Annotated in this window: 23 protein-coding genes; 10 read left to right on the plus strand and 13 right to left on the minus strand. The window is 72.7% G+C overall.

What is annotated here, in order from left to right; all coding sequences use genetic code 11:
- Positions 1-7 precede the first annotated feature (7 nt).
- Positions 8-1435, minus strand: a complete 1428-nt coding sequence (gene argH / locus ACIDOF_RS06415) for an argininosuccinate lyase (RefSeq protein WP_409004715.1) — start codon at positions 1433-1435, stop codon at positions 8-10.
- 173 nt (positions 1436-1608) lie between these two features.
- Between argH and ACIDOF_RS06420 the strand changes: the two genes are divergently transcribed.
- Both ACIDOF_RS06420 and ACIDOF_RS06425 read left to right on the plus strand, forming a co-directional pair.
- Positions 1609-2190 carry a pyridoxamine 5'-phosphate oxidase family protein gene (locus tag ACIDOF_RS06420; protein ID WP_409004923.1) on the plus strand — a complete coding sequence of 194 codons (582 nt, stop codon included), beginning with the start codon at positions 1609-1611 and terminating at the stop codon, positions 2188-2190.
- A gap of 85 nt (positions 2191-2275) precedes the next feature.
- Positions 2276-3238, plus strand: coding sequence for a bile acid:sodium symporter family protein (locus tag ACIDOF_RS06425; RefSeq protein ID WP_409004716.1), 963 nt, complete (start codon positions 2276-2278; stop codon positions 3236-3238).
- Positions 3239-3320: 82 nt separating this feature from the next.
- Here the strand turns inward: ACIDOF_RS06425 and ACIDOF_RS06430 are convergent, their stop codons facing one another.
- Genes ACIDOF_RS06430 through argC form a run of 5 tightly spaced genes read right to left on the minus strand, consistent with a single transcriptional unit; the run spans position 3321 to position 8214 of the window.
- On the minus strand, positions 3321-3866 hold the full coding sequence (locus tag ACIDOF_RS06430; RefSeq protein ID WP_409004717.1) for an arginine repressor: 546 nt from the start codon (positions 3864-3866) through the stop codon (positions 3321-3323).
- Positions 3867-3873: 7 nt separating this feature from the next.
- On the minus strand, positions 3874-5091 hold the full coding sequence (locus ACIDOF_RS06435; RefSeq protein WP_409004718.1) for an acetylornithine transaminase: 1218 nt from the start codon (positions 5089-5091) through the stop codon (positions 3874-3876).
- A complete protein-coding gene (argB, locus tag ACIDOF_RS06440) occupies positions 5088-5993 on the minus strand; it encodes an acetylglutamate kinase (RefSeq protein WP_409004719.1) in 906 nt (301 codons plus the stop codon). The genes ACIDOF_RS06435 and argB overlap by 4 nt, the downstream gene beginning before the upstream one ends.
- 38 nt (positions 5994-6031) lie before the next feature.
- Positions 6032-7189, minus strand: coding sequence for a bifunctional glutamate N-acetyltransferase/amino-acid acetyltransferase ArgJ (gene argJ, locus ACIDOF_RS06445; protein WP_409004720.1), 1158 nt, complete (start codon positions 7187-7189; stop codon positions 6032-6034).
- Positions 7186-8214, minus strand: a complete 1029-nt coding sequence (argC, locus tag ACIDOF_RS06450; protein ID WP_409004721.1) for an N-acetyl-gamma-glutamyl-phosphate reductase — start codon at positions 8212-8214, stop codon at positions 7186-7188. The genes argJ and argC overlap by 4 nt, the downstream gene beginning before the upstream one ends.
- A 124-nt stretch (positions 8215-8338) precedes the next feature.
- On the opposite strand from argC, the gene ACIDOF_RS06455 reads away from it, so the two are divergent.
- Positions 8339-9724: an SMI1/KNR4 family protein gene (locus tag ACIDOF_RS06455; RefSeq protein ID WP_409004722.1), complete on the plus strand. Its 1386-nt coding sequence runs from the start codon at positions 8339-8341 to the stop codon at positions 9722-9724.
- A 442-nt stretch (positions 9725-10166) separates the two neighbouring features.
- Here the strand turns inward: ACIDOF_RS06455 and ACIDOF_RS06460 are convergent, their stop codons facing one another.
- Positions 10167-11081 carry an aldo/keto reductase gene (locus tag ACIDOF_RS06460; protein WP_409004723.1) on the minus strand — a complete coding sequence of 305 codons (915 nt, stop codon included), beginning with the start codon at positions 11079-11081 and terminating at the stop codon, positions 10167-10169.
- Between the two features lie 243 nt (positions 11082-11324).
- Here ACIDOF_RS06460 and ACIDOF_RS06465 point away from each other — a divergent pair, with 243 nt between their 5' ends.
- Positions 11325-11933: a tellurite resistance TerB family protein gene (locus tag ACIDOF_RS06465; protein ID WP_409004724.1), complete on the plus strand. Its 609-nt coding sequence runs from the start codon at positions 11325-11327 to the stop codon at positions 11931-11933.
- Positions 11934-12029: 96 nt separating this feature from the next.
- On the opposite strand, the gene ACIDOF_RS06470 is transcribed toward ACIDOF_RS06465, so the two are convergent.
- On the minus strand, positions 12030-12542 hold the full coding sequence (locus ACIDOF_RS06470) for a winged helix-turn-helix transcriptional regulator (RefSeq protein WP_409004725.1): 513 nt from the start codon (positions 12540-12542) through the stop codon (positions 12030-12032).
- A gap of 57 nt (positions 12543-12599) precedes the next feature.
- On the opposite strand from ACIDOF_RS06470, the gene ACIDOF_RS06475 reads away from it, so the two are divergent.
- Positions 12600-13040, plus strand: coding sequence for a YybH family protein (locus ACIDOF_RS06475; protein WP_409004726.1), 441 nt, complete (start codon positions 12600-12602; stop codon positions 13038-13040).
- 96 nt (positions 13041-13136) lie between these two features.
- Here the strand turns inward: ACIDOF_RS06475 and ACIDOF_RS06480 are convergent, their stop codons facing one another.
- Positions 13137-15359, minus strand: coding sequence for an NADP-dependent isocitrate dehydrogenase (locus ACIDOF_RS06480; protein WP_409004727.1), 2223 nt, complete (start codon positions 15357-15359; stop codon positions 13137-13139).
- Positions 15360-15606: 247 nt separating this feature from the next.
- On the opposite strand from ACIDOF_RS06480, the gene ACIDOF_RS06485 reads away from it, so the two are divergent.
- Positions 15607-15987: a YciI family protein gene (locus ACIDOF_RS06485; protein WP_409004924.1), complete on the plus strand. Its 381-nt coding sequence runs from the start codon at positions 15607-15609 to the stop codon at positions 15985-15987.
- A 5-nt stretch (positions 15988-15992) separates the two neighbouring features.
- Positions 15993-17327, plus strand: a complete 1335-nt coding sequence (locus ACIDOF_RS06490; protein WP_409004925.1) for an RNA polymerase sigma factor — start codon at positions 15993-15995, stop codon at positions 17325-17327.
- Between the two features lie 395 nt (positions 17328-17722).
- Here ACIDOF_RS06490 and ACIDOF_RS06495 read toward each other — a convergent pair whose 3' ends face one another.
- The 3 genes from ACIDOF_RS06495 to ACIDOF_RS06505 all read right to left on the minus strand — a co-directional run bounded on the left by ACIDOF_RS06495 (position 17723) and on the right by ACIDOF_RS06505 (position 20366).
- The gene (locus ACIDOF_RS06495) at positions 17723-18286 is read right to left on the minus strand and encodes a histidine phosphatase family protein (protein ID WP_409004728.1); all 564 of its coding nucleotides are present in this window, start codon (positions 18284-18286) and stop codon (positions 17723-17725) included.
- A gap of 109 nt (positions 18287-18395) precedes the next feature.
- Positions 18396-18863, minus strand: coding sequence for a GNAT family N-acetyltransferase (locus tag ACIDOF_RS06500; RefSeq protein ID WP_409004729.1), 468 nt, complete (start codon positions 18861-18863; stop codon positions 18396-18398).
- Between the two features lie 66 nt (positions 18864-18929).
- Positions 18930-20366, minus strand: coding sequence for a PLP-dependent aminotransferase family protein (locus tag ACIDOF_RS06505; RefSeq protein ID WP_409004730.1), 1437 nt, complete (start codon positions 20364-20366; stop codon positions 18930-18932).
- Between ACIDOF_RS06505 and ACIDOF_RS06510 the strand changes: the two genes are divergently transcribed.
- Both ACIDOF_RS06510 and ACIDOF_RS06515 read left to right on the plus strand, forming a co-directional pair.
- Positions 20365-21315 carry a DMT family transporter gene (locus ACIDOF_RS06510; RefSeq protein WP_409004731.1) on the plus strand — a complete coding sequence of 317 codons (951 nt, stop codon included), beginning with the start codon at positions 20365-20367 and terminating at the stop codon, positions 21313-21315. The two genes, ACIDOF_RS06505 and ACIDOF_RS06510, sit on opposite strands and share 2 nt — an antisense overlap.
- A gap of 162 nt (positions 21316-21477) precedes the next feature.
- Positions 21478-21669 (plus strand): DUF1918 domain-containing protein, encoded by a 192-nt coding sequence (locus ACIDOF_RS06515; RefSeq protein WP_409004732.1) that lies wholly within the window; start codon positions 21478-21480, stop codon positions 21667-21669.
- Between the two features lie 63 nt (positions 21670-21732).
- Here ACIDOF_RS06515 and ACIDOF_RS06520 read toward each other — a convergent pair whose 3' ends face one another.
- Positions 21733-23019 (minus strand): glycoside hydrolase family 10 protein, encoded by a 1287-nt coding sequence (locus ACIDOF_RS06520; protein WP_409004733.1) that lies wholly within the window; start codon positions 23017-23019, stop codon positions 21733-21735.
- A gap of 137 nt (positions 23020-23156) precedes the next feature.
- On the opposite strand from ACIDOF_RS06520, the gene ACIDOF_RS06525 reads away from it, so the two are divergent.
- Positions 23157-24014 carry a 3-hydroxybutyryl-CoA dehydrogenase gene (locus ACIDOF_RS06525; RefSeq protein ID WP_409004734.1) on the plus strand — a complete coding sequence of 286 codons (858 nt, stop codon included), beginning with the start codon at positions 23157-23159 and terminating at the stop codon, positions 24012-24014.
- Positions 24015-24105: the final 91 nt, after the last annotated feature.

Here is a 24105-nt window from a genome sequence, read left to right on the forward strand (position 1 = left end):
GGCGCGCCTACTTCTTGGCGGTGGACCAGGCCTCCTGTACCGCCAGGTCGGCCTTGACCTCGGCGAGCTGGACGGCGACGGCGGACGGGGCCGTACCGCCGCGGCCGTTGCGGGAGGCGAGCGCGCCCGGCACGTTCAGGACCGTGCGCACCTCGGGCGTGAGGTGTTCGGAGATCTTCGCGAACTGCTCGTCGGTGAGCTGGTCGAGCTCCTTGCCCTCGGCCTCGGCGACCTTGACGCACTCGCCGGCGACCTCGTGCGCGACGCGGAACGGCACGCCCTGCTTGACCAGCCACTCGGCGATGTCCGTGGCGAGCGAGAAGCCGGCCGGGGCGAGCTCCTCCATCCGCTCCCGGTTGACCGTGAGCGTGGCCATCATGCCGGTGAACGCCGGGAGCAGGACCTCGAGCTGGTCGCAGGAGTCGAAGACCGGCTCCTTGTCCTCCTGGAGGTCGCGGTTGTACGCGAGCGGCAGCGCCTTCAACGTCGCCATCAGGCCGGTCAGGTTGCCGATGAGACGGCCGGACTTGCCGCGGGCGAGCTCGGCGATGTCGGGGTTCTTCTTCTGCGGCATGATCGACGAGCCGGTGGAGAACGCGTCGTGCAGCGTGACGAAGGAGAACTCCTTCGTGTTCCAGACGATGATCTCCTCGGCGATCCGGGAGAGGTTCACGCCGATCATCGCGGTGATGAACGCGAACTCGGCGACGAAGTCCCGCGAGGCCGTGCCGTCGATGGAGTTGCCCGCCGAGCCGTGCTCGAAGCCGAGGTCCTGCGCGACGGCCTCCGGGTCGAGCCCGAGGGACGAGCCGGCCAGCGCGCCCGACCCGTAGGGCGAGACGGCCGTGCGGTCGTCCCACTGCCGCAGCCGCTCGGCGTCCCGGGACAGGGACTGGACGTGCGCGAGGACGTGGTGGGCGAAGAGCACCGGCTGGGCGTGCTGGAGGTGCGTGCGCCCGGGCATCGCGACGTCCGGGCGGGCCTCGGCCAGACCGATGAGCGCGCCCTGGAGGTCGGCGATCAGGCCGCCGATGATCCGGGCGTGGTCGCGCAGGTACATCCGGAAGAGCGTGGCGACCTGGTCGTTGCGGGACCGGCCCGCGCGCAGCTTGCCGCCGAGGTCCGGGCCGAGCCGCTCCAGGAGGCCGCGCTCCAGGGCGGTGTGCACGTCCTCGTCGGCGATGGTGCCGGTGAACTCGCCGCTCGCGACGTCCTGTTCGAGCTGGTCGAGGCCGGCGAGCATGCGCTGCAGCTCGTCGTCCGTCAGCAGGCCCGCCTTGTTCAGCACGCGCGCGTGCGCCCGGGAGCCCGCGATGTCGTACGGGGCGAGGCGCCAGTCGAAGTGGACGGACGCGGAGAGTTTCGCGAGGGCCTCGGCGGGCCCGTCGGCGAAACGACCGCCCCACAGCCGTACGTCACCGCTGTTGCTGCTCACTGCTCTGCTCCTCGGGGGTGGGTGATGGGCGGCACACGCTACTGCGCTGCGGCAGGATGCGTATGCATGAGTATGCAGGGGTCCGTATGTTTCGTCAATCCAGCCCCGCCGACCCGGCGCGCGAGCCCGAACTAGTTAGACAGGCGAAGGACTTCCGGTCGATAATCCGCGGCATGGGAAAGAGCTACGAACGCATAGACGGCCGGCTGCGCGAGTTCATCGAGGCGCAGCAGATGTTCTTCACCGCCACCGCCCCGCTCGACGAGAACGGCACGGTCAACCTCTCCCCCAAGGGCCTCACCGGTTCCTTCGTGGTCCTCGACGAACACCGCGTCGCCTACCTGGACTTCGCCGGGTCCAACGCCGAGACCGTCGCGCATCTGCGGGAGAACGGCCGCATCACGCTGATGTGGTGCGCCTTCCAGGGTCCCCCCAACATCGTCCGCGTGCACGGCCGCGGCGAGCCCGTCTTCCGTGACGACCCCCGCTTCCCCGAACTCCTCGCCCGTTTCCCGGACATCGACCCGAGCCCGCACGGACTGCGCGCGATCATCGTCGTCACCGCCGAACGCGTCCGCGACAGCTGCGGATACGCGGTGCCCTACATGACGTACGACGAGGACCGCGATCTGCACGGCCGGCGGTTCGCGCGGGAGGACGACGCCTCGCTCAGCGCGTACTTCGCCAAGCGGGACATCGCGCAGAGCATCGACGGGCTGCCCGGGGTGCCGCTGCCGTTGCCGCCGAGCGTCTGAGGGCGGGCCGACGGCGGGACCGGTGTAGCGACCACATATCGAGACGGGATTGCGGGGGCCGCCCGGCAGCACGTTGCATCCTCGCGTGGAAACCGAACAGACGAACCCAAGCAGCACCGCAGCACAGGACCGGACGGCACGCCGGGCCGTCACCGTCTTCCCGGTGCTCGTCCTGGTCGCGGGCGCGCTCGGCCTGCTGCTGCCCGGCGCCTTCACGGACTGGAAGGCGTCGGTGCCGTACCTCCTCGGCATCGTCATGTTCTGCATGGGCCTGACGATGACGCCGGCCGACTTCAAGGGCGTCGCCAAGCGCCCGTGGGTCGTGCTGCTCGGGCTGTGCGCCCAGTACCTGGTGATGCCGGGGCTCGGCTGGCTGATCGCGCACGCGCTGTCGCTGCCGCCCCAACTCGCCGCGGGCGTCATCCTGGTGGGCTGCGCGCCGGGCGGCACCGCCTCCAACGTGGTGACCTACCTGGCCCGCGGCGACGTGGCCCTCTCGGTCTCCGTCACCAGCGTCTCCACGCTCCTCGCGCCGCTGCTCACCCCGGCCCTCACGCTGCTGCTCGCGGGCGCGTTCCTGCCCATCGACGCGGGCACCATGACCACCGACATCCTCAAGACCGTGCTCCTGCCGGTCCTCGCGGGCCTCGCCGTGCGCCTGCTCGCGGGCCGCTACGTGGACCGGGTGCTCGGCGCGCTGCCGTGGCTGTCCGCGGCCACCATCTCCGTGATCGTCGCCGTGGTCGTCGCAGGTAGCGCCACCGCCATCAAGTCGGCCGCCGCCGTGGTGTTCCTGGCCGTCGTCCTGCACAACGGCCTCGGCCTGACGCTCGGATACCTGGTCGGCAAGGCCGCCCGGCTCGGGCAGCCCGCGAGCCGCGCCCTCGCCTTCGAGGTGGGCCTGCAGAACTCCGGCCTCGCCGCCTCCCTCGCCACCGCCCACTTCAGCCCGCTCGCGGCCCTGCCCGCCGCGGTGTTCTCGGTCTGGCACAACGTGTCCGGCGCCCTGGTCGCCGCCTGGATGGCCCGCCGCTCCCGCAGGGCGTGAACCCTCGCTCCCGCTTCCGTACGACGAAGGCCCCCGCGGCAACGGCTGCGGGGGCCTTCTCCGTCCGTACGGATTCTGCTGTTCAGCGGGCGTTCTGGGCCAGGGACAGGAGGTGGTCCGCGAGGGCCTGGCCGCCGTCCGGTTCGCGGCTGATCAGCATGAGGGTGTCGTCACCGGCGATGGTGCCGAGGATGTCGTGCAGCTCGGCCTGGTCGATGGCGGAGGCGAGGAACTGCGCGGCGCCCGGCGGAGTGCGGAGCACGACGAGGTTGGCCGAGGCCTCCGCGGAGATCAGCAGCTCCCCGGAGAGGCGGCGCATCCGCTCCTCCTTCGCCGACTCCCCGAGCGGGGCGCGCGGGGTGCGGAAGCCGCCCTCGCTGGGCACCGCGTAGATCAGGTCGCCGTCGTTGTTGCGGATCTTGACCGCGTTGAGCTCGTCCAGGTCGCGGGAGAGCGTCGCCTGGGTGACGGACAGGCCGTCGTCGGCGAGCAGCTTCGCCAACTGGCTCTGGGAGCGCACCGGTTGGCGGTTGAGGATGTCCACGATCCGGCGGTGCCGGGCGGTCCTGGTCTGCGGTACCGCGGGTCCGCCCTGGTCCTGACCGGGCTCGTTGTCGCGCAGGCTCATCGTCGTCTCATTCTCCGGATCGTCCGTCCCCGTCGGCCGCGGCTGCCGCCTCGTCGAGGATGCCGGGCAGGGCCTGGAGGAACGCCTCCGTCTCGGCGTCCGTGATCGTCAGCGCGGGCATCAGGCGGACCACGTCGGGCGCGGGGGCGTTCACCAGGTAACCGGCGTCCTGGGCGGCCTGCTGCACCCGGGGTGCGAGCGGCTCGGTGAGCACGATACCCAGGAGCAGGCCCGCACCCCTGACGTGGCTGACAAGTGCATGACCGAAGCCCTCGATCCCGTCCCGCAGCCGCTCCCCCTGCCGCTTGACGTTGTCGAGCAGCCCGTCCTCCGCGATCGTGTCGAGCACGGCGACGCCGGCCGCGCACGCCACCGGGTTGCCGCCGAACGTCGTGCCGTGGTGGCCGGGCTTGAGCAGCTCGGCCGCGGCGCCGAACGCGACGGTCGCGCCGATGGGCAGTCCGCCGCCGAGGCCCTTGGCGAGGGTCACGACGTCCGGCAGCACGCCCTCGTGGGCCTGGTGCTCGAACCAGTGGCCGGTCCGCCCGATGCCGGTCTGCACCTCGTCCAGGACGAGCAGCGTGCCGGTCGCGGCGGTGATCTCCCGGGCCGCCTTCAGGTAGCCGGCCGGGGGCACGACGACGCCGTTCTCGCCCTGGATCGGCTCGATCACGACGAGCGCGGTCTCCTCGGTGACGGCCGCCCGCAGCGCCTCGACGTCGCCGTACGGGACGTGCGTGACGTCGCCGGGCAGCGGGGCGAAGGGCTCCTGCTTCTTCGGCTGGCCGGTGAGCGCGAGGGCGCCCATGGTCCGGCCGTGGAAGCCGCCCTCGGTGGCGACCATGTGCGTGCGCCCGGTCAGCCGGCCGATCTTGAAGGCCGCCTCGACCGCCTCCGTACCGGAGTTGCAGAAGAAGACCCGGCCGGTGCGGCCGAAGTGGTGCAGCAGCTTCTCGGCGAGGGCGACGGTCGGCTCGGCGATGAAGAAGTTGGAGATCTGGCCGAGCGTCGCGACCTGGTCGCTGACCGCGCGGACGACGGCCGGGTGGGCGTGGCCGAGGGCGTTGACGGCGATGCCGCCGACGAAGTCGACGTACTCCCTGCCGTCCGCGTCCCAGACCTTGAGGCCCTCGCCGCGGACCAGCGGCATCCGCGGGGCGCCGTAGTTGTCCATCAGGGCGCCCTGCCAGCGCTGGGCGTACTCCTCGTTGCTGCCGGCGGTCACTGCGCTCCCCCTTCGGGCTCGTCGGGCACGACCATCGTGCCGATTCCTTCGTCCGTGAAGATCTCCAGGAGGATCGAGTGCTGGACCCTCCCGTCGATCACGCGGGCGGTGCGCACGCCGTTGCGGACGGCGTGCAGACAGCCCTCCATCTTCGGCACCATCCCGGAGCTCAACTCCGGGAGCAGCTTCTCCAGTTGGGCCGCGGAGAGGCGGCTGATCACCTCGTCGCTGTTCGGCCAGTCCTCGTAGAGGCCCTCGACGTCGGTGAGGACCATGAGGGTCTCGGCGCCCAGCGCAGCAGCGAGTGCCGCAGCCGCCGTATCAGCATTGACGTTGTAGACATGGTGGTCGTCCTCGGAGCGGGCGATGGAGGAGACGACCGGGATGCGGCCGTCCTCCAGGAGCGCCTCGATGGCGCCGGTGTCGATCTCGGTGATCTCGCCGACCCGGCCGATGTCCACCAACTCGCCCTCGATGCGCGGCTGGTGCTTGGTGGCCGTGATGGTGTGCGCGTCCTCTCCGGTGAGGCCGACGGCGAGCGGGCCGTGCTGGTTGAGCAGCCCGACCAGCTCCCGCTGCACCTGCCCGGCGAGCACCATGCGGACGACGTCCATCGCGTCCTCGGTGGTGACGCGCAGGCCGGCTTTGAACTCGCTGACGATGCCGTGCCGGTCGAGCGCCTTGCTGATCTGCGGTCCGCCGCCGTGCACGACGACCGGCCGGAGCCCGGCGTGGTGCAGGAACACGACGTCCTGTGCGAACGCGGCCTTCAGCTCCTCGTCCACCATGGCGTTCCCGCCGAACTTGATGACGACGGTCTTCCCGCGGTGCCGGGTCAGCCAGGGCAGCGCCTCGACGAGGATCTGCGCCTTGGGCAGTGCGGTGTGTTTACGGGTGCTCATCGGCTTCTGCGTCCCCGGGGGTTCAGGAGGAATGGGCGTCAGGAGGAGTAGGCGCTGTTCTCGTGCACGTACTCCGCGGTCAGGTCGTTGGCCCAGATCACGACGGGCTCGGCGGTGCCCGCGGCCAGGTCGGCGGTGATGGCGACCTCGCGGTAGCGCATGTCGACCTTGTCCCGGTCCTCGCCGACGGCGCCGTTCTTGCAGACCCAGACGCCGTTGATGGCGACGTTCAGCTCGTTCGGGTCGAAGGCGGCGGAGGTGGTGCCGATGGCGGAGAGCACCCGGCCCCAGTTGGGGTCCTCGCCGTGGATGGCGCACTTGAGCAGGTTGTTGCGGGCGATGGAGCGGCCCACCTCGACGGCGTCGTCCTCGCTCGCCGCGTTGATCACCTCGATGCGGATGTCCTTGCTCGCGCCCTCGGCGTCCCCGATCAGCTGCCGCGCCAGGTCGGCGCACACGGCACGCACGGCCTCCGCGAACTCGCCCTGGTCCGGGGCGATTTCGGAGGCGCCGGAGGCGAGGAGCAGCACGGTGTCGTTGGTCGACATGCAGCCGTCGGAGTCCACCCGGTCGAAGGTCGTACGGGTGGCGGCGCGCAGGGCCGCGTCCAGGTCCGCGGCGGGCACGTCGGCGTCGGTGGTGAGGACGACGAGCATCGTGGCGAGGCCGGGGGCGAGCATGCCCGCGCCCTTCGCCATGCCGCCGACGGTCCAGCCGGCCTCGCTGGTGACGACTGCGGTCTTGTGCACGGTGTCGGTGGTCTTGATGGCGATGGCGGCCTTCTCGCCACCGTGCTCGGACAGCGCGCCCGCGGCCTGCTCGACGCCCGGGAGCAGCTTGTCCATCGGCAGGTTGACGCCGATCAGGCCGGTCGACGCGACGGCCACCTCGCCCGCGTTCAGGTCGAGGACCTCGGCGACCTTCTCGGCGGTGGCGTGCGTGTCCTGGAAGCCCTTCGGGCCCGTACAGGCGTTGGCGCCACCGGAGTTGAGGACGACGGCCTGGACCTGGCCGCCCTTGAGGACCTGCTCGGACCAGAGGACCGGGGCGGCCTTGACGCGGTTGGAGGTGAAGACGCCCGCGGCGGCCAGTCGGGGCCCGTTGTTGACCACGAGGGCCAGGTCGGGGTTCCCGTTCTCCTTGATCCCGGCGGCGATGCCCGCGGCCGTGAATCCCTTTGCTGCCGTGACGCTCACGGTGCGACTCCGATCGTGGAAAGTCCGGTGCTCTCGTCGAGTCCGAGGGCGATGTTCATGCTCTGCACCGCGCCGCCCGCGGTGCCCTTGGTCAGGTTGTCGATGGCGCTGATCACGATGACGCGGCCGGCGTTCTCGTCGTACGCGACCTGCAGCTGCACGGCGTTCGAGCCGTACACGGAGGCGGTCGCGGGCCACTGGCCCTCGGGCAGCAGCGTGACGAACGGCTCGTCCGCGTACGCCTTCTCGTACGCGGCGCGCACCGCTTCCGCCGTCGCGCCGGGGGCGGCCTTGGCGCTGCAGGTGGCGAGGATGCCGCGGGCCATCGGCGCGAGCGTCGGCGTGAAGGAGACGGAGACCTTCCGGCCCGCTGCCGCGCTGAGGTTCTGGCTCATCTCGGGCGTGTGCCGGTGCCCGCCGCCGACGCCGTACGGCGACATGGAGCCCATCACCTCGGAGCCGAGCAGATGCGGCTTGAGCGCCTTGCCCGCGCCGGAAGTACCGGTGGCAGCGACGATCACGGCCTCGGGCTCGACCAGGCCCGCCGCGTACGCGGGGACGAGGGCGAGGGAGACGGCGGTCGGGTAGCAGCCGGGGACGGCGATGCGCTTGGTACCGGTCAACCCGTCGCGGGCGCCGGGGAGTTCGGGCAGTCCGTAGGGCCAGGTGCCGGCGTGCTCGGTGCCGTAGAACGTCTCCCAGTCGGCGGCGTTCTGCAGCCGGAAGTCGGCGCCCATGTCGATCACGAGGACGTCCGGGCCGAGCTGGTCGGCGACGGCGGCGGACTGGCCGTGCGGGAGGGCGAGGAACACGACATCGTGGCCGGAGAGCACCTCCGCGGTGGTCGGCTCCAGGACGCGGTCGGCGAGCGGCAGCAGGTGCGGCTGGAGCGCACCGAGGTGCTGCCCGGCGTTGGAGTGCCCGGTGAGGGCGCCGATCTCCACCTCCGGGTGCTGGACGAGCAGACGCAGCAGCTCCCCGCCCGCGTATCCACTCGCTCCTGCGACTGCCGCACGTACTGCCATCGGATCCTCCTCGGTGATGGCATGACTATACGTAGCTTCGAAGTTTTATGCAAAGGAATACGGTTCCCCCGCCTCCCTCGGCCGTCGGGGCCGGTTGTCAGTGGCGGGGATTACGGTCGGGGGCATGACTGATCAGGACGCCAACTCGCCCTCGCTGCACGCCTTCTCGACGTGGGAGCCGTTGCTGCGGCTGCTGCGGGAGCGGTTCACGCCGGAGCCCGGAGGCGCGGCGGAGTACGCGTCGGGGCGGATCGCCAGGGGCGGCTGGAGTCTGCCGTCGCGGACGCGGGGCCGGCGGCCGACGGAGGCCATCGACGCCGAGGTGGCAGCGCTCGAACCGGTGCACGGGGCGCTCGCGGCGGCCGGGGTGGAGGACGTGACGTTCACGGCGAAGCTCGCGGCGTCGGGGCCGGTCACGGTCCGCGTGATGGGGCAGAGCCCGGCCGTGGAGTCGGGGCTCGGGGCGCAGCCGGGAGCGCTGCTGCTGGTCGAGGGCGCGGTCCCGGAGCCGTGGCGGCGGCTGCCCGAGCCGCCCGGGCCGGACGCGGGGCCCGCCCCGTCCGCGGACCCGGCGCTCCTGGAGCGGACGCTGCGCGAGCGGATACCGGCGAGCGCGGTCGGGGCGACGGACGCGGAGATCGCCGAGACGGAGGAACGGCTGGGGATCGCGCTGCCGGAGGAGCTGAAGGCGCTGTACCGCGTGACGCGCGGCCGGTGGCAGGACTGGGGCGAGGACGCGGAGGCCGCCGAGGCCGCGTACACGGCGCTGCGCTGCGAGCTGTTCCCGCTGACCGAGGTGTACGTGGCGGACACGGCGTCCCGGCCGACGCTGTGGAGGTTCGGGGCGATGGAAGCGGTCGTCACGACGCCCGAGGACGCGGTGCAGGGCCTGGTCGGCTCGCCGGGCTGGATCGTGTTCGCGGACAACGGCGGCGGGGACCGGATCGCGGTCGACCTGACGCCGGGGCCGCGGGGGCACGTCGGGCAGATCGTCATGCTGAGCCATGAGTACGACATCGGGGCGGAGCTGATCGCCGACTCGCTGACCGACCTGATCCTCGGCCGGGAGAGCGAGCCGAGCGGCGGCGGCCCCGCTCCGGACGGCCCCGCGGCCGTGGCGCACGTCAACCGGCGGAGCCTGCCGAGCGTGGCGGCCGCGGCCCACCCGGATCTGGAGGTCCTGTCCATCGGGGTGTGGGATGCGGCCCCGCTGAGCCTCGCCCCGGTCCTGGACCTGCCCCGCCTCCGCACCCTCACGGCATACCCGGGCACGCTGGCGGACCCCTTGGAAATAGCCGAACTCAAGGGCTTGGAGTACCTGGAACTCGCCCCGGAGGACTGGCGCACCCTCCTGGACGCCGGAGCGGTCCCGCGCAGCCTGTCGGCGGCGGGCATCACGACCCGGGGAGCCCAGTCACCGACGTCGACGGTCACCCTGGCCAACGAGATCCTCGCCCTGTGGGGACGCCCGCCGATCGTGCAGGTGGTGCTGGAGGGGGAGTTGGAGTAGAGGGCGGGGGCGTTCGGCCCCATGTCCCTCGGTCCCGCCCGCCGACGGCCGCTTGCCCCGCTGCCCTCCGCAGGAACAGCTCGCGACGACTTCTGCGGAGGGCAGCGGACGGAAAGCCCCCGCCGGCGGAGCGTGCTGCCGCGCCCCGTGGGGGGGCAACTGGGGCTGCGGTTCCGCGGGGGCGAGCTCGGGCAGACGGACTCGGGGCAAGGCGGGCTCGGGCGGGGCAGCTGGGCGGAGCCGGGGGCGGCAAGCCGACCAAGGCCGGGGGGCCGGGGTGCATGGCAGACCCGCAGGCATCGGAGGCCGCCGCTGCCGGAGCACACCGGTCTCCGCCCGGGCCCGGGCGCCCCGTCGGCCCTCCCCCGGACGAGGGCTCGCACGTCACCCTCGGGCCTGGGTTCGGTGCGGGCTCCGCCCCGCGTGCCCAAGCCCCCACCCCCTAGCCCTGCGGCGCCGCCGAGGAACCGTCCAGCAGGGCCAACTCCTGGCCCGTCAGGCGCACTTCGGCCGCGCGGAGGTTTTCCTCCAAGTGGTGGGGGTCGCCGGTGCCGGGGATGGGGAGGACGTGGGCACCCTGGTGGAGGGTCCAGGCCAGCTTGATCTGGGCCACGGACACCCCGTGCGTACGCGCGACGGCGACGATGTTCGCGGCCTCCTCCGGAGGCGGGCCCGCCTCCCCGCCCGATCCGGCGATCGCGTAGAACGGGACGAACGCGATGCCGAGGTCGCCGCAGCGGGCGAGCAGGGCCCGGTCCTCGGCGGGCGCGCCGATCCCGTACGGATTCTGGACGCAGGCGACCGGGGCGATGGCCAGCGCCTCCGTCAGCTGGTCGGACGTGACGTTGGAGACGCCGAGGTGCCGGATCAGGCCCGCGTCGCGGAGCTCGGCGAGGGCGCCGACATGGTCGCCGATCGAGTCGGCCCGCCCGCTGCGCGGCACCCGCAGGTTCACCAAGTCCAGGTGGTCGCGGCCGAGTTGGCGCAGGTTCTCCTCGACCTGCCCGCGCAGCTGCTCCGGCCTGGCCCACCACCAGTCGCCCAAGGTGTCGCGGCCCGGCCACACCTTCGTCGCGATGACCAGACCGTCCGGGTACGGGGCCAGGGCCCGGTTGATCAGCTCGTTCGCGGAGCGGGTCGCGGAGAAGTAGAACGCGGCGGTGTCGATGTGGTTCACGCCCAGCTCGACGGCCTTACGCAGCACGGCGATCGACTGCTCACGGTCGCGCGGCACACCCCCGCCGAACGGTTCGGTGCCGGTCAGCCGCATCGCGCCGAAGCCGATGCGCCGGACCGGCAGATCGCCGCCCAGCCGCCAACTGCCCGCTTCCGTCGGAGTGTTCGTACGTACGGTCATGGCGGGGTCTCCTTCGGCAGGGGCGGGCACTGGGGTCCGGAACGGTCCGGAACGCGAAAGAGCCTCCTCGGCGGACGGAATCGGGTCCGCGACGAGAAGGCTCACGTGGCTGCGGGACTCTAACAGGTCGCCACCGCCCCCAACACGTTTGCCCCCGGCCGGAACTTCCCGGAAAGGTAAGGCGTTGGCAAAGTGATGCGTGCGAGCGCACGTACCAGTGAACGGCTAGCCGAGGTGGCACGGATGGCGATGTGGGACCGGATCAAGGACCAGGCCAAGGGTCTGCAGCAGCAGGCGCAGGGGGCGCGCGGCTCCGGCGGCCACGGAAGCGGCGGCGGGGGCGGGATTCCCGGCTTCGGGTCGGGCTCGGGCCACTCCGGCGGCGCGAGCGGCTCCGGCGGCTCGGGCGGCTCCAAGGCACAGCTCGTCGGCATGCTCAAGTCGCAGCTCTCCTCGCTGAAGACGGAGCTGAAGAGCGGTGCGTACCGCGACGCGAGCATGGCCATGTGCGCCCTGGTCGCGGCGGCCGACGGTTCGGTGGACCCGGCCGAGCGGCAGCAGATCGAGTCCCTGATCCTGCAGAACGACGTGTTGCAGAACTTCCCGCCGGAGCAGTTGCGGCAGCGCTTCAACAAGCACGTGGACCAGCTGTCGTTCAACTTCCAGCAGGGCAAGGCCGAGGTCATGCAGGAGATCGCCAAGGCCGCGAAGAAGCCGACCGAGGCGCGTGCCGTCGTCCAGACCGGCGTGGTCGTGGCGGGTGCGGACGGCTATGTCGCCCCGGCCGAGCAGCAGGTCCTGCGCGAGGCATGCGCGGCGCTCAACGTGCCGCCGCACGAGTTCGGCCTCTGAGCCTCCCGGCGGCTCCGCCCGGCCCGCCCGGCGTGCGGTCGCCGGACTCCGCGCCCCTCAACCTCCGGCCCCGGCCGCCGAGTTGAGGGGCGCGCGCTACTCCCCCGCGCCCGCACCGGGGTCCGTGCCCGCACCGCGGTCCGCGCCCGCCTCGCCCAACGCCGCCCCCGTCCGGTAGAGCTCCACGAGCAGGGGGCGCAGGGCGCGGCCCGCGGCGGTCAGCGCGTAGCGGGTGCGGGGCGGGAAGCCGGGGAGGCGGGTGCGGTGCAGCAGGCCGCGTTCCTCCAGGACCCGCAGCCGCTCCGCGAGCACCTTGGCGCTGATCCCGGGCAGCCGTTCCCTCAGGTCGCTGAACGAGTCGGCGCCGGAGAGCAGTTCGCGCAGGACGAGCGTCGTCCAGCGGCCCGCGACCGCGGCCAGGGCCAGCTCGACCGGACAGTCCGGCTCGGGCCGCCGCGTACGGCCGCGCTCGTCGAGCACCAACTCGGCGTCCCAGCACGGGGGTTGCCCCTCCGGCGCCGACCGGTCCGCCGACGACGCCGCCCGGCCTGCCGACGACGCCCGGCCCGCCAGCACCGCCCGGTCCGCCGACGCCGACCGTTCCGTCACCCCTGCCTCGTGGGTTTCCGTTTGGTGACCCATGGCGTCGCCGGGTTGGCTGCGGGCATGAGCATCGAGTCGTCGCACATCGGGCCTGAGCATGGCCCCACTGTTTCCCTGACCGCCTCCCCCGGGCAACACCCCGCCGTCTTCGCGGCGGCCTTCAACTCCGGCAGCCCCGAAGCTCTCGCGCAGGTCTACACCGAGGACGCCGTCTTCGTACCGCGCCCCGGCGAGACCGTCACCGGGGCCGGCCTGCGCGCCGCCAACGCCGAGTTCCAGGGCCTCGGCCTGCCCATCGCCGTCACACCCCGGCACACGTACGTCGCCGACGACATCGCCCTGCTGATCGTCGACTGGGTCATCGACGGCACCGGCCCCGACGGGCAGCACGTCCACATCGAGGGCACGGCGACGGACGTGGCCCGGCGCGGCCCGGACGGCCGATGGCGGTACGTGATCGACAACCCCTGGGGCACGAGCACGGGCGGCGCCCCGAGGCCCTAGACCCGGGGGCCGCAGAACAGGGGCCGCAGAAACGCGTACGCCCCGGCCGACGGTGAGCGGCCGGGGCGTACCCCTGTGCGGGTGGTGCGAGAGACGTCAGGCGAGCTGCGACAGCGCCTGGTTGAAGGTGGCCGAGGGGCGCATGACCGCCGAGGCCTTCTTCACGTCGGGCTGGTAGTAGCCGCCGATGTCCGCCGGGGAGCCCTGCACGGCGAGGAGCTCGTCGACGATGGTCTGCTCCTGCTCGGTGAGCGTCTTGGCGAGCTCGGCGAACGCCTCGGCGAGCGCGGCGTCCTCGGTCTGCTTGGCCAGTTCCTGGGCCCAGTACAGGGACAGGTAGAAGTGGCTGCCGCGGTTGTCGATGCTGCCGAGCTTGCGGGCCGGGGACTTGTTCTCGTTCAGGAACGTGGCCGTGGCGCGGTCCAGGGTGTCGGCCAGGATCTGCGCGCGGGCGTTGCCCGTGGTCTGCGCGAGGTGCTCGAAGGAGACCGCGAGGGCGAGGAACTCGCCGAGGCTGTCCCAGCGCAGGTAGTTCTCCTTGACCAGCTGCTGGACGTGCTTCGGGGCGGAGCCGCCGGCGCCCGTCTCGAAGAGGCCGCCGCCGTTCATCAGCGGGACGACGGACAGCATCTTGGCGCTGGTGCCCAGCTCCAGGATCGGGAACAGGTCGGTGAGGTAGTCGCGCAGGACGTTGCCGGTGACGGAGATGGTGTTCTCGCCGCGGCGGATGCGGTCGAGGGAGAACTTGATCGCGTCGACCGGCGCCAGGATGCGGATGTCCAGGCCCTCGGTGTCGTGCTCCGGCAGGTAGGCGTTGACCTTGGCGATGAGCTGCGCGTCGTGGGCGCGGTTCTCGTCCAGCCAGAACACGGCCGGGTCGCCGGTGGCGCGGGCGCGGGTCACGGCGAGCTTGACCCAGTCCTTGATCGGCGCGTCCTTGGTCTGGCAGGCGCGGAAGATGTCGCCCTCGGCGACCTCCTGCTCCAGGACCACGTCGCCGTTGGCGTCGACCACGCGGACGGTGCCGGCGGCCGGGACCTCGAAGGTCTTGTCGTGCGAGCCGTACTCCTCGGCCTTCTGCGCCATCAGGCCGACGTTCGGGACGGAGCCCATCGTCGACGGGTCGTAGGCGCCGTTGGCGCGGCAGTCGTCGATGACGACCTGGTAGATGCCCGCGTAGCTGGAGTCCGGCAGGACGGCGAGGGTGTCGGCCTCCTGGCCGTCGGGGCCCCACATGTGGCCGGAGGTGCGGATCATCGCGGGCATGGAGGCGTCCACGATGACGTCCGACGGGACGTGCAGGTTGGTGATGCCGTTGTCCGAGTCGACCATCGCGAGCTCGGGGCCCTCGGCCAGCTCGGCCTCGAAGGACGCCTTGATCTCGGCGCCGAGGTGCGGCACGGAGTCCAGGCCCTTGAGGATCGAGCCGAGGCCGTCGTTCGGGGACAGGCCGGCGGCGACCAGGGCCTCGCCGTACTTGGCGAAGGTCTGCGGGAAGAAGGCGCGGACCACGTGGCCGAAGATGATCGGGTCGGAGACCTTCATCATCGTCGCCTTGAGGTGCACGGAGAACAGGACGCCCTCGGCCTTGGCGCGCTCGATCTGCGCGGACAGGAACTCGCGCAGCGCGGCGACGTGCATCACGGAGGCGTCGACGACCTCACCGGCGAGCACCGGCACGGACTCGCGGAGGACGGTGACGGTGCCGTCCTGGGCGACCAGCTCGATGCGGAGCGAGCCGTCCGCGGCGATGGTGGCGGACTTCTCGGTGGAGCGGAAGTCGTTCTCACCCATGGTGGCGACGTTGGTCTTGGACTCGGGAGTCCAGGCGCCCATGCGGTGCGGGTGGGCCTTGGCGTAGTTCTTCACCGAGGCGGGGGCGCGGCGGTCGGAGTTGCCCTCGCGCAGCACCGGGTTGACGGCGGAGCCCTTGACCTTGTCGTAGCGGGCGCGGATGTCGCGCTCCTCGTCGGTCTTCGGGTCGTCCGGGTAGTCGGGGAGCGCGTAGCCCTGGGCCTGCAGCTCGGCGACCGCGGCCTTCAGCTGCGGGATGGAGGCCGAGATGTTCGGCAGCTTGATGATGTTGGCGCCGGGGGTCTTGGCCAGCTCACCGAGCTCGGCGAGGGCGTCGCCGATGCGCTGCTCCTCCTTGAGGTACTCGGGGAAGACGGCGATGATCCGGCCCGCGAGGGAGATGTCGCGGGTCTCCACGGCGACACCGGCCGTCGAGGCGTACGCCTGGACCACCGGCAGGAACGAATGCGTCGCCAGGGCCGGGGCCTCGTCAGTGTGGGTGTAGATGATGGTCGAGTCAGTCACCGGGTGCTCCGCTCCACGTCTACTGCATCGGTCGGAATTGCTCGACATCAAGATATCTCGTGTCGGGGGTTCCGCGGACAGGGCCCTCTTCGCTGACGGCGAAGCCTGTACGAATTCCTCGTGTCGGGCTGTCGATCCGGGCGCGGCTCGTTCGTATAGGGGGTGAGAGAGCCCGTACGAGAGCGGCGCTCGCCACGATGATCCGCGAGGAGTGAGCACCATGCAGCACACGCAGCACACACAGCGCATGCAGGACGCCGGGAACGCACAGGACACGCAGCAGTACCTGCTCGGCATCTACCAGCCCGACGGGGAGCCGCCGGCGCCGGAGATCCTGGAGCCGATCATGCGGAAGGTCGCGGCCCTGAACGAGGAGCTGCGGGCGGCCGGGGCCTGGGTGTTCGCGGGCGGCCTGCACGCGCCGGACACCGCGACGGTCGTACGCGTGCGGGACGAGGAGGTCCTCACCACCGACGGCCCGTACGTGGAGGGCAAGGAGCACCTCGGCGGGTTCACCGTGATCCGGGCGGCCGACCTGGACGAGGCGCTCGCCTGGGGACGCAGGCTCGCCGAGGCGACGACGCTGCCGATCGAGGTGCGGCCCCTGAAGTACGGCACCTGCGGGTGAGCGAGATGGACGGGCCGGAGCCGGGCGGCCAGGAGCAGGTCTCCCGGGTCTTCCGGGAGGAGTACGGGCGGGCCGTCGCCGTCCTGATCCGCACGTTCGGGGACGTGGACATCGCCGAGGAGGCGGTGCAGGACGCGTTCACCGAGGCGGTACGACGGTGGCCCGAGCAGGGCATGCCGCCCAGCCCGGCCGGCTGGATCATCACGACGGCCCGCAACCGCGCCGTCGACCGGCTGCGCCGCGAGGCCGCCCGCGCCGACAAGTACGCGCAGGCCGCGCTCCTGCACGCGCAGGGCGAGCCACCGGAGGAGGGCCCCGTGCGCGACGACCGGCTCCGCCTGATCTTCACGTGCTGCCACCCGGCACTCGCGCCCGCCGCCCGGGTGGCCCTCACGCTGCGCCTGATCGGCGGCCTCAGCACGGCCGAGATCGCCCGCGCCTTCCTGGTGCCCGAGCCGACGATGGCGCAGCGGCTGGTGCGCGCCAAGGGGAAGATCCGGGCGGCCCGCATCCCGTACCGGGTGCCGCGGGACGCGGATCTTCCGGAGCGGCTGCGGGCGGTGCTCGCGGTGGTCTACCTGATCTTCAACGAGGGTCACACGGCGGGTTCCGGCGAGGCCGCGGTGCGCGCCGACCTGACGGCGGAGGCGGTGCGCCTCGGGCGGCTGCTCGCGGAGCTGATGCCGGACGAGCCGGAGGTGCTCGGGCTGCTCGCCCTGATGCTGCTCGGCGAGTCCCGCCGGCCCGCGCGGACCGCCGCCGACGGCTCGCTTGTGCTGCTCGGCGACCAGGACCGCACACTGTGGGACCGGCAACTGATCGCGGAGGGGCAGGAGTTGGTGCGCCGCTGCCTGCGCCGGAACGCGCCGGGCCCGTACCAGATCCAGGCCGCGATCCAGGCGGTGCACAGCGACGCCCCGTCCACGGCGGCCACGGACTGGGACCAGATCGTCCGGCTCTACGACCAGCTGCTCGCGCTCGCGCCGAGTCCGGTCGTCGCCCTCAACCGCGCGGTCGCCGTCGCCGAGACGGACGGCCCGGGCCCGGCCCTCGCCCAGGTCGACGCCCTGGAGGGCCTGTCCGGCTACCACGTCTTCCACGCCGTACGCGCGGATCTGCTGCGCCGGCTCGGCCGGTACGAGGAGGCGGGGCGCGCGTACGAGGAGGCGATGGCGCACACCCGGAACACGGCGGAACGTGCCCTTCTGGCAGGCAGGCGCGAGGAGTTGGGCCGCACCCGGCACACCGGGCACACCGGGGACACCGGGGACACCGGGAGCACGGGGCAGGCGGAACGGGCGGAACGGGCGGAACGGCAGGATGCGAGCCATGACGACTAGCGACTGCGCCGACGGCACCACCGGCATGCCGTCCCGGGTCCCCGGCATCGGGCGCCCGCGCATGGAGCCGCCTTCGACGCGGGCGTGGTGGACCTGGTCGTCCCGGTGCGGGACGCCGCCACGTTCGCGGGCGCCCACTGGCTCAACTCCCGCCCCGGGCAGGGCCTTTCGGTGGACCCGGCGGCCGGGGCCGGCCTGTGGGGCGCGTGCCGTCCGGCGTCCCGGATGCGGGAGGCGGGCGAGCGGGGAGACGTGGTGCTGGTGGCGGGGGACGGCGCGGAGGCGTACGGGGCCGGGGCCTGGCCGGAGGTGGACGAGGGGCAAGTGGCGCTGTACGAGCGGCACTTCGGGCCCGGACCGCCGAGCCGACGGCCCGGGGCTGACGGCCGCGGGCGCTACACCCGCAGACTCCACCGCCCCGCCTGCCCGGTGAGGGCGACCGTCGACAGGGGGCGGACGTCGATGTTCCAGTACGTGGCCGGGGGTGCCTTCAGGGCGTACACGAGGGCCGCGCGCACCACCGACGGCTCCGCGACCGTGACGATGCTGCCGCCGTCGGCGGCCGGGCGGGTGTCCAGCCACTGCCCGACGCGGGCGATGAACGCGAGCAGCGACTCCCCGCCGTGCGGCGTCGCGCGCGGGTCGGCGAGCCAGGCGTCCACCGCGGCGGGCTCGCTCGCCGTGACCTCCGCGAGGGTGAGCCCGCGCCAGCGCCCCATGTCGCAGTCCCGCAGGGCGACTTGGGAGAGCGGCGCGTACCCGAGCGCGTCGCCCGTGGCGCGGCTGCGCACCGTCGGCGAGCAGTAGCGCAGCTCGGCCGCGGCCAGCGGGACGAGTCCGGGCGCCGCCGACTGCACCTCGTGCCAGCCCGCCTGGTCCAGCGGCCGGTCGTCGTCGAAGCGCTCGGCGAGCAGGGAGGAGCTGCGGGCGGCGGCTACGAAGGTGGCCCGAACATGCATGCGGCGATCGTGCTGGGAGGGGCTGCGCAGGTCAAGTGGTGAAGACGTGAAGGAACCCACCCCGTGAGGCTCACCACGAACGCCCCGGCCCGCAGCCGACCGCGCGCCCTCACCTCTTCTTGCCGTACACCATCCACGCCTCGGGGTCGTCCACCTGCCGGAAGCCGACCTTCGCGTACACCCCGTGCGCGTCGCCCGTGGCGAGCAGGATGCGGCGCAGGCCGTACGGCTCCAGCTCGGCGCGCACGGCCGCGGCGAGCGCGATGCCGAGGCCCTTGCCGCGGGCCTTCGGGGACACGTACACGTCGCAGAGCCAGGCGAAGTCCGCGTAATCCGTGACGACTCGGGCGTACGCCACCTGTTCCCCCGAAGCCTCCTCGTACGCCCCGAAGTTGAGCGATCCGGAGATCGCGCGGTCCTGCTTCTCGCGGCTGCGGCCGACGGCCCAGTACGCGTCGGTGGAGAGCCACTCGTACACGCGGTCCGCGTCGATGCGGGCGGGGTCGGTGGAGATCTCGTACCCGGGAACGGCGGCGAGGCCGGCGAGGTCGGAGGCGGTGTCGTCGTACGTCGTCATGGCGGCAGAGTTCCAGGTCGGGCGCGGGCGGGCCAGCGAGTTTCGGATGACGAACGGCGCGGGCGGTCACCCCAGCACTTCGTCGCAGGCCCGCCGCAGCCGGCGCACCCCCTCCGCGATCTCCGCCTCGCCCGCGAGTCCGGCGAAGCTCAACCGGACGTGTCCGGCGGGCGGTTCGGCGCAGAAGTACGGGCGGCCGGGGGTGATCGCGACGCCCGCGCGCAGGGCCGCCGCGGCGAGGGACGCCTCCTCGGCGCCGTCGGGCAGGCGCAGCCACAGGTGGTAGCCGCCGCTCGGGACGTGCGGCAGGGCGAGTTCGGGGACGTCGCGCAGGAGCGCCGACGTCATCCGGTCCCTGCGGTCCCGCAACTCGCTTGCCACGGCGCGCAGATGGCGCCCCCAGGCGGGCGAGCCGACGAGCTCGACCGCGGCCTCCTGCAGCGGGCGCGGCACGAAGAAGTTGTCGACGATCTGGATGGCGCGAAGGCGTTCCAGGACCGGCCCCCGGGCCACCAGCGCGCAGACCCGGAAGCTCGGCGAGGTCGCCTTGGTGAGCGAGCAGACGTGCACGACCACGCCGTCCGGGTCGTCGGCGGTGAGCGGCGCGGGCAGCGGCCCGGCGTCGGCGTGCACGAGCCTGCGCACGAAGTCGTCCTCGACGATGAACGCGCCCGCCTCGCGCGCGATCCGCAGCACCTCGCCCCGCCGGTGCGCGGCGAGCACCGCGCCCGTCGGGTTCTGGAACAACGGCTGGCAGACGAACACCCGCGCCCCGGTCGCCTCGAACGCGGCGGCGAGCAGCTCGGGCCGCACCCCGTCGGTGTCGACCGGCACCGGCACGGGCCGCAGCCCGGCGGCCCGCGCGATCGCCAACATGCCGGGGTACGTGGGCGATTCGACGAGTACGGGCGCGCCGGGCGGGGCGAGGGCGCGCAGCGCGGTGGTGAGCGCGGACTGGCCGCCCGCCGTGATCAGCACCTCGGACGCGGTGATGGCGCCGCCGCAGCCGCGCGCGAACCACTCGCGCAGCTCCGGGATGCCGTCGAGCGGCGGCCTGGCCCACGCGCCGGGGCGGCGGGCCGCGCGGGTGAGGGCCGCCGCGAGGGCCCGCTCGGGCTGGAGGGCCGGGTGCAGATAGCCGGTGTTGAACTCGATGACGCCGGACGGCGGCGCGGCCAGGCTCGCGAGCACCCCGCTCGCGTCGACGCTGCGCGGCACCGTCTCGGCCGCCGCTGCCGCACTCAGCGTGAGCTGCTGCCACGAGGTGTCCCCGGCGGGCGCCTCGACGGTACGCGGCTCCGCCCGGAAGGCGCCCGCGCCGGGACGGGTCACGACCAGGCCCTCGGCGGCGAGCTGGGCGAGGGCGCGCGAGACGGTCACCGGGCTGACCCGGTAGCGCTCGACCAGCGCGCGACTCGACGGCAGCTTCCCACCGGGCGAGTAGCGCTTCACCTCGTCCCGGAGCAGTTTTGCCAAGTCACCTACGCTGCTACGCTGTTGCATGACAGCACAGGATAGCGCTACTCCCCCGAGCCGGATAGCAGTCGGTACGGAGACGACGAGCCGAGGCGCCACGGCAGGCACCCCGCGCGGAGGCAACACCGGCGGCACCCTCCTCGCCGCGCTCGGCGTCACCGCGTTCTCGCTGACCTTCCCCGGCACCGTCTGGGCCCTCGAAGGCCTCGGGCCCTGGACCCTCGTCGCCGTCCGCATGGTCCTCGCCGGGCTGCTCGCGGGCGGCTGCCTGCTCGCCCTGCGCGTACGACTGCCCGAGCGCCGCCACTGGGCCGGGCTCGCGGTCGTCGCGGCCGGAGTGGTCCTCGGGTTCCCGCTGCTGACCACGCTCGCCCTGCAGACGTCGACGACCGCGCACGCCGCCGTCGTCGTCGGCCTGCTGCCGCTGACCACCGCGCTGTTCTCGGCGCTGCGCACCGGCGCCCGGCCCTCGCGCACCTTCTGGACGGCCGCGCTCGCCGGGGCCGCCGCCGTGATCGCGTTCACGGTGCAGCAGAGCGGCGGCGCTCTCACCACCGCCGACCTGTACCTCTTCGCCGCGCTGCTGATCTGCGCGGCCGGCTACACCGAGGGCGGGCGGCTCGCGCGCGTCATGCCCGGCTGGCACGTCATCGGCTGGGCCCTCGTGCTGTGCCTGCCGCTCGCCGCCGTCGGCGCCTGGATCGCCGTCGGGTACGAGCCCGTCCACCTGACCGCGCGCAGCGTCGCCGGGCTGGCCTGGCTCGCGGTCGGCTCGCAGTGGGTCGGCCTGATCGTCTGGTACCGGGGCATGGCCGCCATCGGCATCCCCAAGGCCAGCCAACTCCAGCTCGCCCAGCCGCTGTTGACGCTCGTCTGGTCCGTGCTGCTGCTCGGCGAGCACATGCCGTGGGCCGCGCCCGTCACCGCCGTGGCCGTGCTCGTCTGCATCGCGGTCACCCAGCGCTCCCGGGGCTGAACGGCCCGTACCCCGCGTACGGCGAGGCCACCCGGCCGCCCTCGTCGCCGCGCCCGAACCGCACCCCCCGCCGTAGACTTACGGCCACGGACCGCCCACCGTTCCCGGCCGGCCGGGCAGGGCGGCGGGCGCCCCTCCTAGGCGACAGGGAGGTCACCTCCGATGCAGGCAAGTGTGGGCGACACGCTCCTGGTGCACGGCAGGATCGTCGGCCAGCACGACCACGAGGCAGAGGTCGTCGAAGTGCTCGGCGACAAGGGCGAACCCCCGTACCGCGTCAAGTTCGACGACGGACACGAGGCAGTGCTCTCGCCCGGCCCCGACACCGTCGTACGCCACCGGGAACAGGCGTAACGCAGCACCGAACAGACGTGACGCGGGGGCGGCGCCGGGGTGCCGGGGCCGCCCGTCGCGGGGTCAGCTCCGCTCGTAGTGGTCGGCCACCACGCGGGCCATGGCACCGAACGGATCGGTCACGACCTCCTTCCCCGAGAAGAAGACGTGGCCGCGCGCCTCGCGGTACCCGCTCGCGAACGCCAGATGGCGGGACAGCTCCCCCGGGTCCTGCCAGGGGGCGGGCTGCGCCGGATCGCCCTGCTTGTACAGCGCCTCGCCCAGGTGGAGCCGCACTCCGGTGTCCCGCACCACGCCCGCCCACCAGGGCAGCAGCTTCGCGTAGTCCGCGGCCTGGAAGCCGATGTTCCAGTACAGCTGCGGCACGACGTAGTCCAGCCAGCCGCGGCGCACCCAGCCCCGGGTGTCCGCGTACAGGTCGTCGTACGTCTGCACCCCCGCCGCCGTGTCCGAGCCCAGCGGGTCCGTGCTGCGGTTGCGCCACACGCCGAACGGGCTGATCCCGAACCGCACGCCCCGCCGCACCCGCGGAATCCGCTCGGACATCTCCCGCACCAGCCGGTCCGTGTTGTGCCGCCGCCAGCTCGCCCGGTCCGGGAAGCCGCCGCCGTAGCGCGCGTACGCGGCGTCGTCGTCGAAGACCTGGCCCGCGACCGGATACGGGTAGAAGTAGTCGTCCCAGTGCACCGCGTCCACGGGATAGCGGCGGACCGCGTCCAGCATCGCGTCCTGCACGAACCGCCGGACCTCCGGCAGCCCCGGGTTGTAGTACAGCTTCCCGCCGTACGGCACGACCCAGTCCGGGTGCACCCGCGCCGGATGCCCGGGCGTCAGCTTCGTCACGTCGGTGTGCGTGGCCACGCGGTACGGGTTGAACCAGGCGTGCAGTTCGAGGCCCCGCCGGTGCGCCTCCACCACGGCCGTGCCCAGCGGGTCCCAGCCCGGGTCCCGCCCCTGCACCCCGGTCAGATACACCGACCACGGCTCGTACGGGGACGGCCACAGCGCGTCCGCCGACGGCCGGACCTGGAACACCACCGCGTTCAGCCGCCGCCGCACCGCCCCGTCGAGATAGGCGATCAGCTCGGCCCGCTGCTCGGCCGCGCTCAGGCCCGGCCTGGACGGCCAGTCCCGGTTGGCGACGCTGGCCAGCCACATCCCGCGAAGGTCGCCGCGCCCCGCGTCCCCTCCGTCCCCGCCGCCCCGTAAGCCTGCCGTTTCCGTGGGCCGGCCGGCCCGCGCCACCGCCTCCGAGACCATCGCGGCCTGTGTGACCAGCGCCACTGCCGCCGCTCCGAACGCCCTGCGAGAGATTCGCACCGAATGCCTCCGCCTGCGACCGATGTCCATGTGTGAACGGACAGGATGCCCGCCCCGCCCCACGGGGCACCAGGAGGCGCGGAGTAACGTCGGGACCGAGGCCGGCGCTGTACAACGGCGTCGCTGCCGGGCCGAAGAACAGTGAAAGGCACAAGGTGACCGACCTTATGGGCGATATCGCACGCGTCGGAGTAGTGGGCTGTGGCCAGATGGGCGCGGGCATCGCGGAGGTGTGCGCGCGCTCGGGACTCGAGGTCAAGGTCGCGGAGACCACCGGCGAAGCCCTGGAGATCGGCCGCACGCGGCTGTACAATTCGCTCGCGAAGGCCGCCGAGCGCGGGAAGATCACGGAGGAGGAGCGGGACGAGACGCTGGCGCGGCTCACCTTCACCACCGACCTCGGCGAGTTCGCCGACCGTGACCTGGTGATCGAGGCCGTCGTCGAGAACGAGGCGATCAAGACCGAGATCTTCCAGGTCCTCGACCAGGTGGTGACCCGCCCGGACGCGATCCTCGCCTCCAACACCTCGTCGATCCCGCTGGTCAAGCTGGCCGTCGCGACCTCCCGCCCGGACCAGGTCATCGGCATCCACTTCTTCAACCCGGCGCCGGTGCAGCAGCTGGTCGAGCTGATCCCCGCGCTCACCACGTCCGAGGGCACGATCAGCCGCGCCGAGGCCGCCGTCGAGAAGATCCTCGGCAAGCACGCGATCCGTGCGCAGGACCGCTCGGGCTTCGTCGTCAACGCCCTGCTCATCCCGTATCTGCTCTCCGCGATCCGGATGTTCGAGTCGGGCATCGCCTCGCGCGAGGACATCGACAACGGCATGGAGCTCGGCTGCGCCCACCCGATGGGCCCGCTGAAGCTGGCCGACCTGATCGGCCTGGACACGGTCGCCTCGGTCGCCGACTCGATGTACGCCGAGTACAAGGAGCCGCTGTACGCCGCTCCCCCGCTGCTGCAGCGCATGGTCGACGCGGGCCGCCTCGGCCGGAAGACGAGCTCGGGCTTCTACACGTACTGATCGCGCACTGATCGCGTACTGATCACGTACTGATCGCGTACTGATCCCAGGGCTTTCCAGCCACGCTGCGTATCGATCCGGCCAGAACGGG

It is taken from the genome of Streptomyces sp. Da 82-17, assembly GCF_046098215.1.
Lineage (GTDB): Bacteria > Actinomycetota > Actinomycetes > Streptomycetales > Streptomycetaceae > Streptomyces.

What these genes read in the sequence shown, in the direction of transcription:
- ACIDOF_RS06420 (WP_409004923.1), top strand. Translation starts at nt 1,609, where the DNA reads ATGGGAAAGAGCTACGAACGCATAGACGGCCGGCTGCGCGAGTTCATC.
- ACIDOF_RS06430 (WP_409004717.1), bottom strand. Translation starts at nt 3,866, where the DNA reads ATGAGCCTGCGCGACAACGAGCCCGGTCAGGACCAGGGCGGACCCGCG.
- argB (WP_409004719.1), bottom strand. Translation starts at nt 5,993, where the DNA reads ATGAGCACCCGTAAACACACCGCACTGCCCAAGGCGCAGATCCTCGTC.
- argC (WP_409004721.1), bottom strand. Translation starts at nt 8,214, where the DNA reads ATGGCAGTACGTGCGGCAGTCGCAGGAGCGAGTGGATACGCGGGCGGG.
- ACIDOF_RS06455 (WP_409004722.1), top strand. Translation starts at nt 8,339, where the DNA reads ATGACTGATCAGGACGCCAACTCGCCCTCGCTGCACGCCTTCTCGACG.
- ACIDOF_RS06460 (WP_409004723.1), bottom strand. Translation starts at nt 11,081, where the DNA reads ATGACCGTACGTACGAACACTCCGACGGAAGCGGGCAGTTGGCGGCTG.
- ACIDOF_RS06465 (WP_409004724.1), top strand. Translation starts at nt 11,325, where the DNA reads ATGGCGATGTGGGACCGGATCAAGGACCAGGCCAAGGGTCTGCAGCAG.
- ACIDOF_RS06475 (WP_409004726.1), top strand. Translation starts at nt 12,600, where the DNA reads ATGAGCATCGAGTCGTCGCACATCGGGCCTGAGCATGGCCCCACTGTT.
- ACIDOF_RS06485 (WP_409004924.1), top strand. Translation starts at nt 15,607, where the DNA reads ATGCAGGACGCCGGGAACGCACAGGACACGCAGCAGTACCTGCTCGGC.
- ACIDOF_RS06490 (WP_409004925.1), top strand. Translation starts at nt 15,993, where the DNA reads ATGGACGGGCCGGAGCCGGGCGGCCAGGAGCAGGTCTCCCGGGTCTTC.
- ACIDOF_RS06495 (WP_409004728.1), bottom strand. Translation starts at nt 18,286, where the DNA reads ATGCATGTTCGGGCCACCTTCGTAGCCGCCGCCCGCAGCTCCTCCCTG.
- ACIDOF_RS06500 (WP_409004729.1), bottom strand. Translation starts at nt 18,863, where the DNA reads ATGACGACGTACGACGACACCGCCTCCGACCTCGCCGGCCTCGCCGCC.
- ACIDOF_RS06510 (WP_409004731.1), top strand. Translation starts at nt 20,365, where the DNA reads ATGACAGCACAGGATAGCGCTACTCCCCCGAGCCGGATAGCAGTCGGT.
- ACIDOF_RS06505 (WP_409004730.1), bottom strand. Translation starts at nt 20,366, where the DNA reads ATGCAACAGCGTAGCAGCGTAGGTGACTTGGCAAAACTGCTCCGGGAC.
- ACIDOF_RS06515 (WP_409004732.1), top strand. Translation starts at nt 21,478, where the DNA reads ATGCAGGCAAGTGTGGGCGACACGCTCCTGGTGCACGGCAGGATCGTC.
- ACIDOF_RS06520 (WP_409004733.1), bottom strand. Translation starts at nt 23,019, where the DNA reads ATGGACATCGGTCGCAGGCGGAGGCATTCGGTGCGAATCTCTCGCAGG.
- ACIDOF_RS06525 (WP_409004734.1), top strand. Translation starts at nt 23,157, where the DNA reads ATGGGCGATATCGCACGCGTCGGAGTAGTGGGCTGTGGCCAGATGGGC.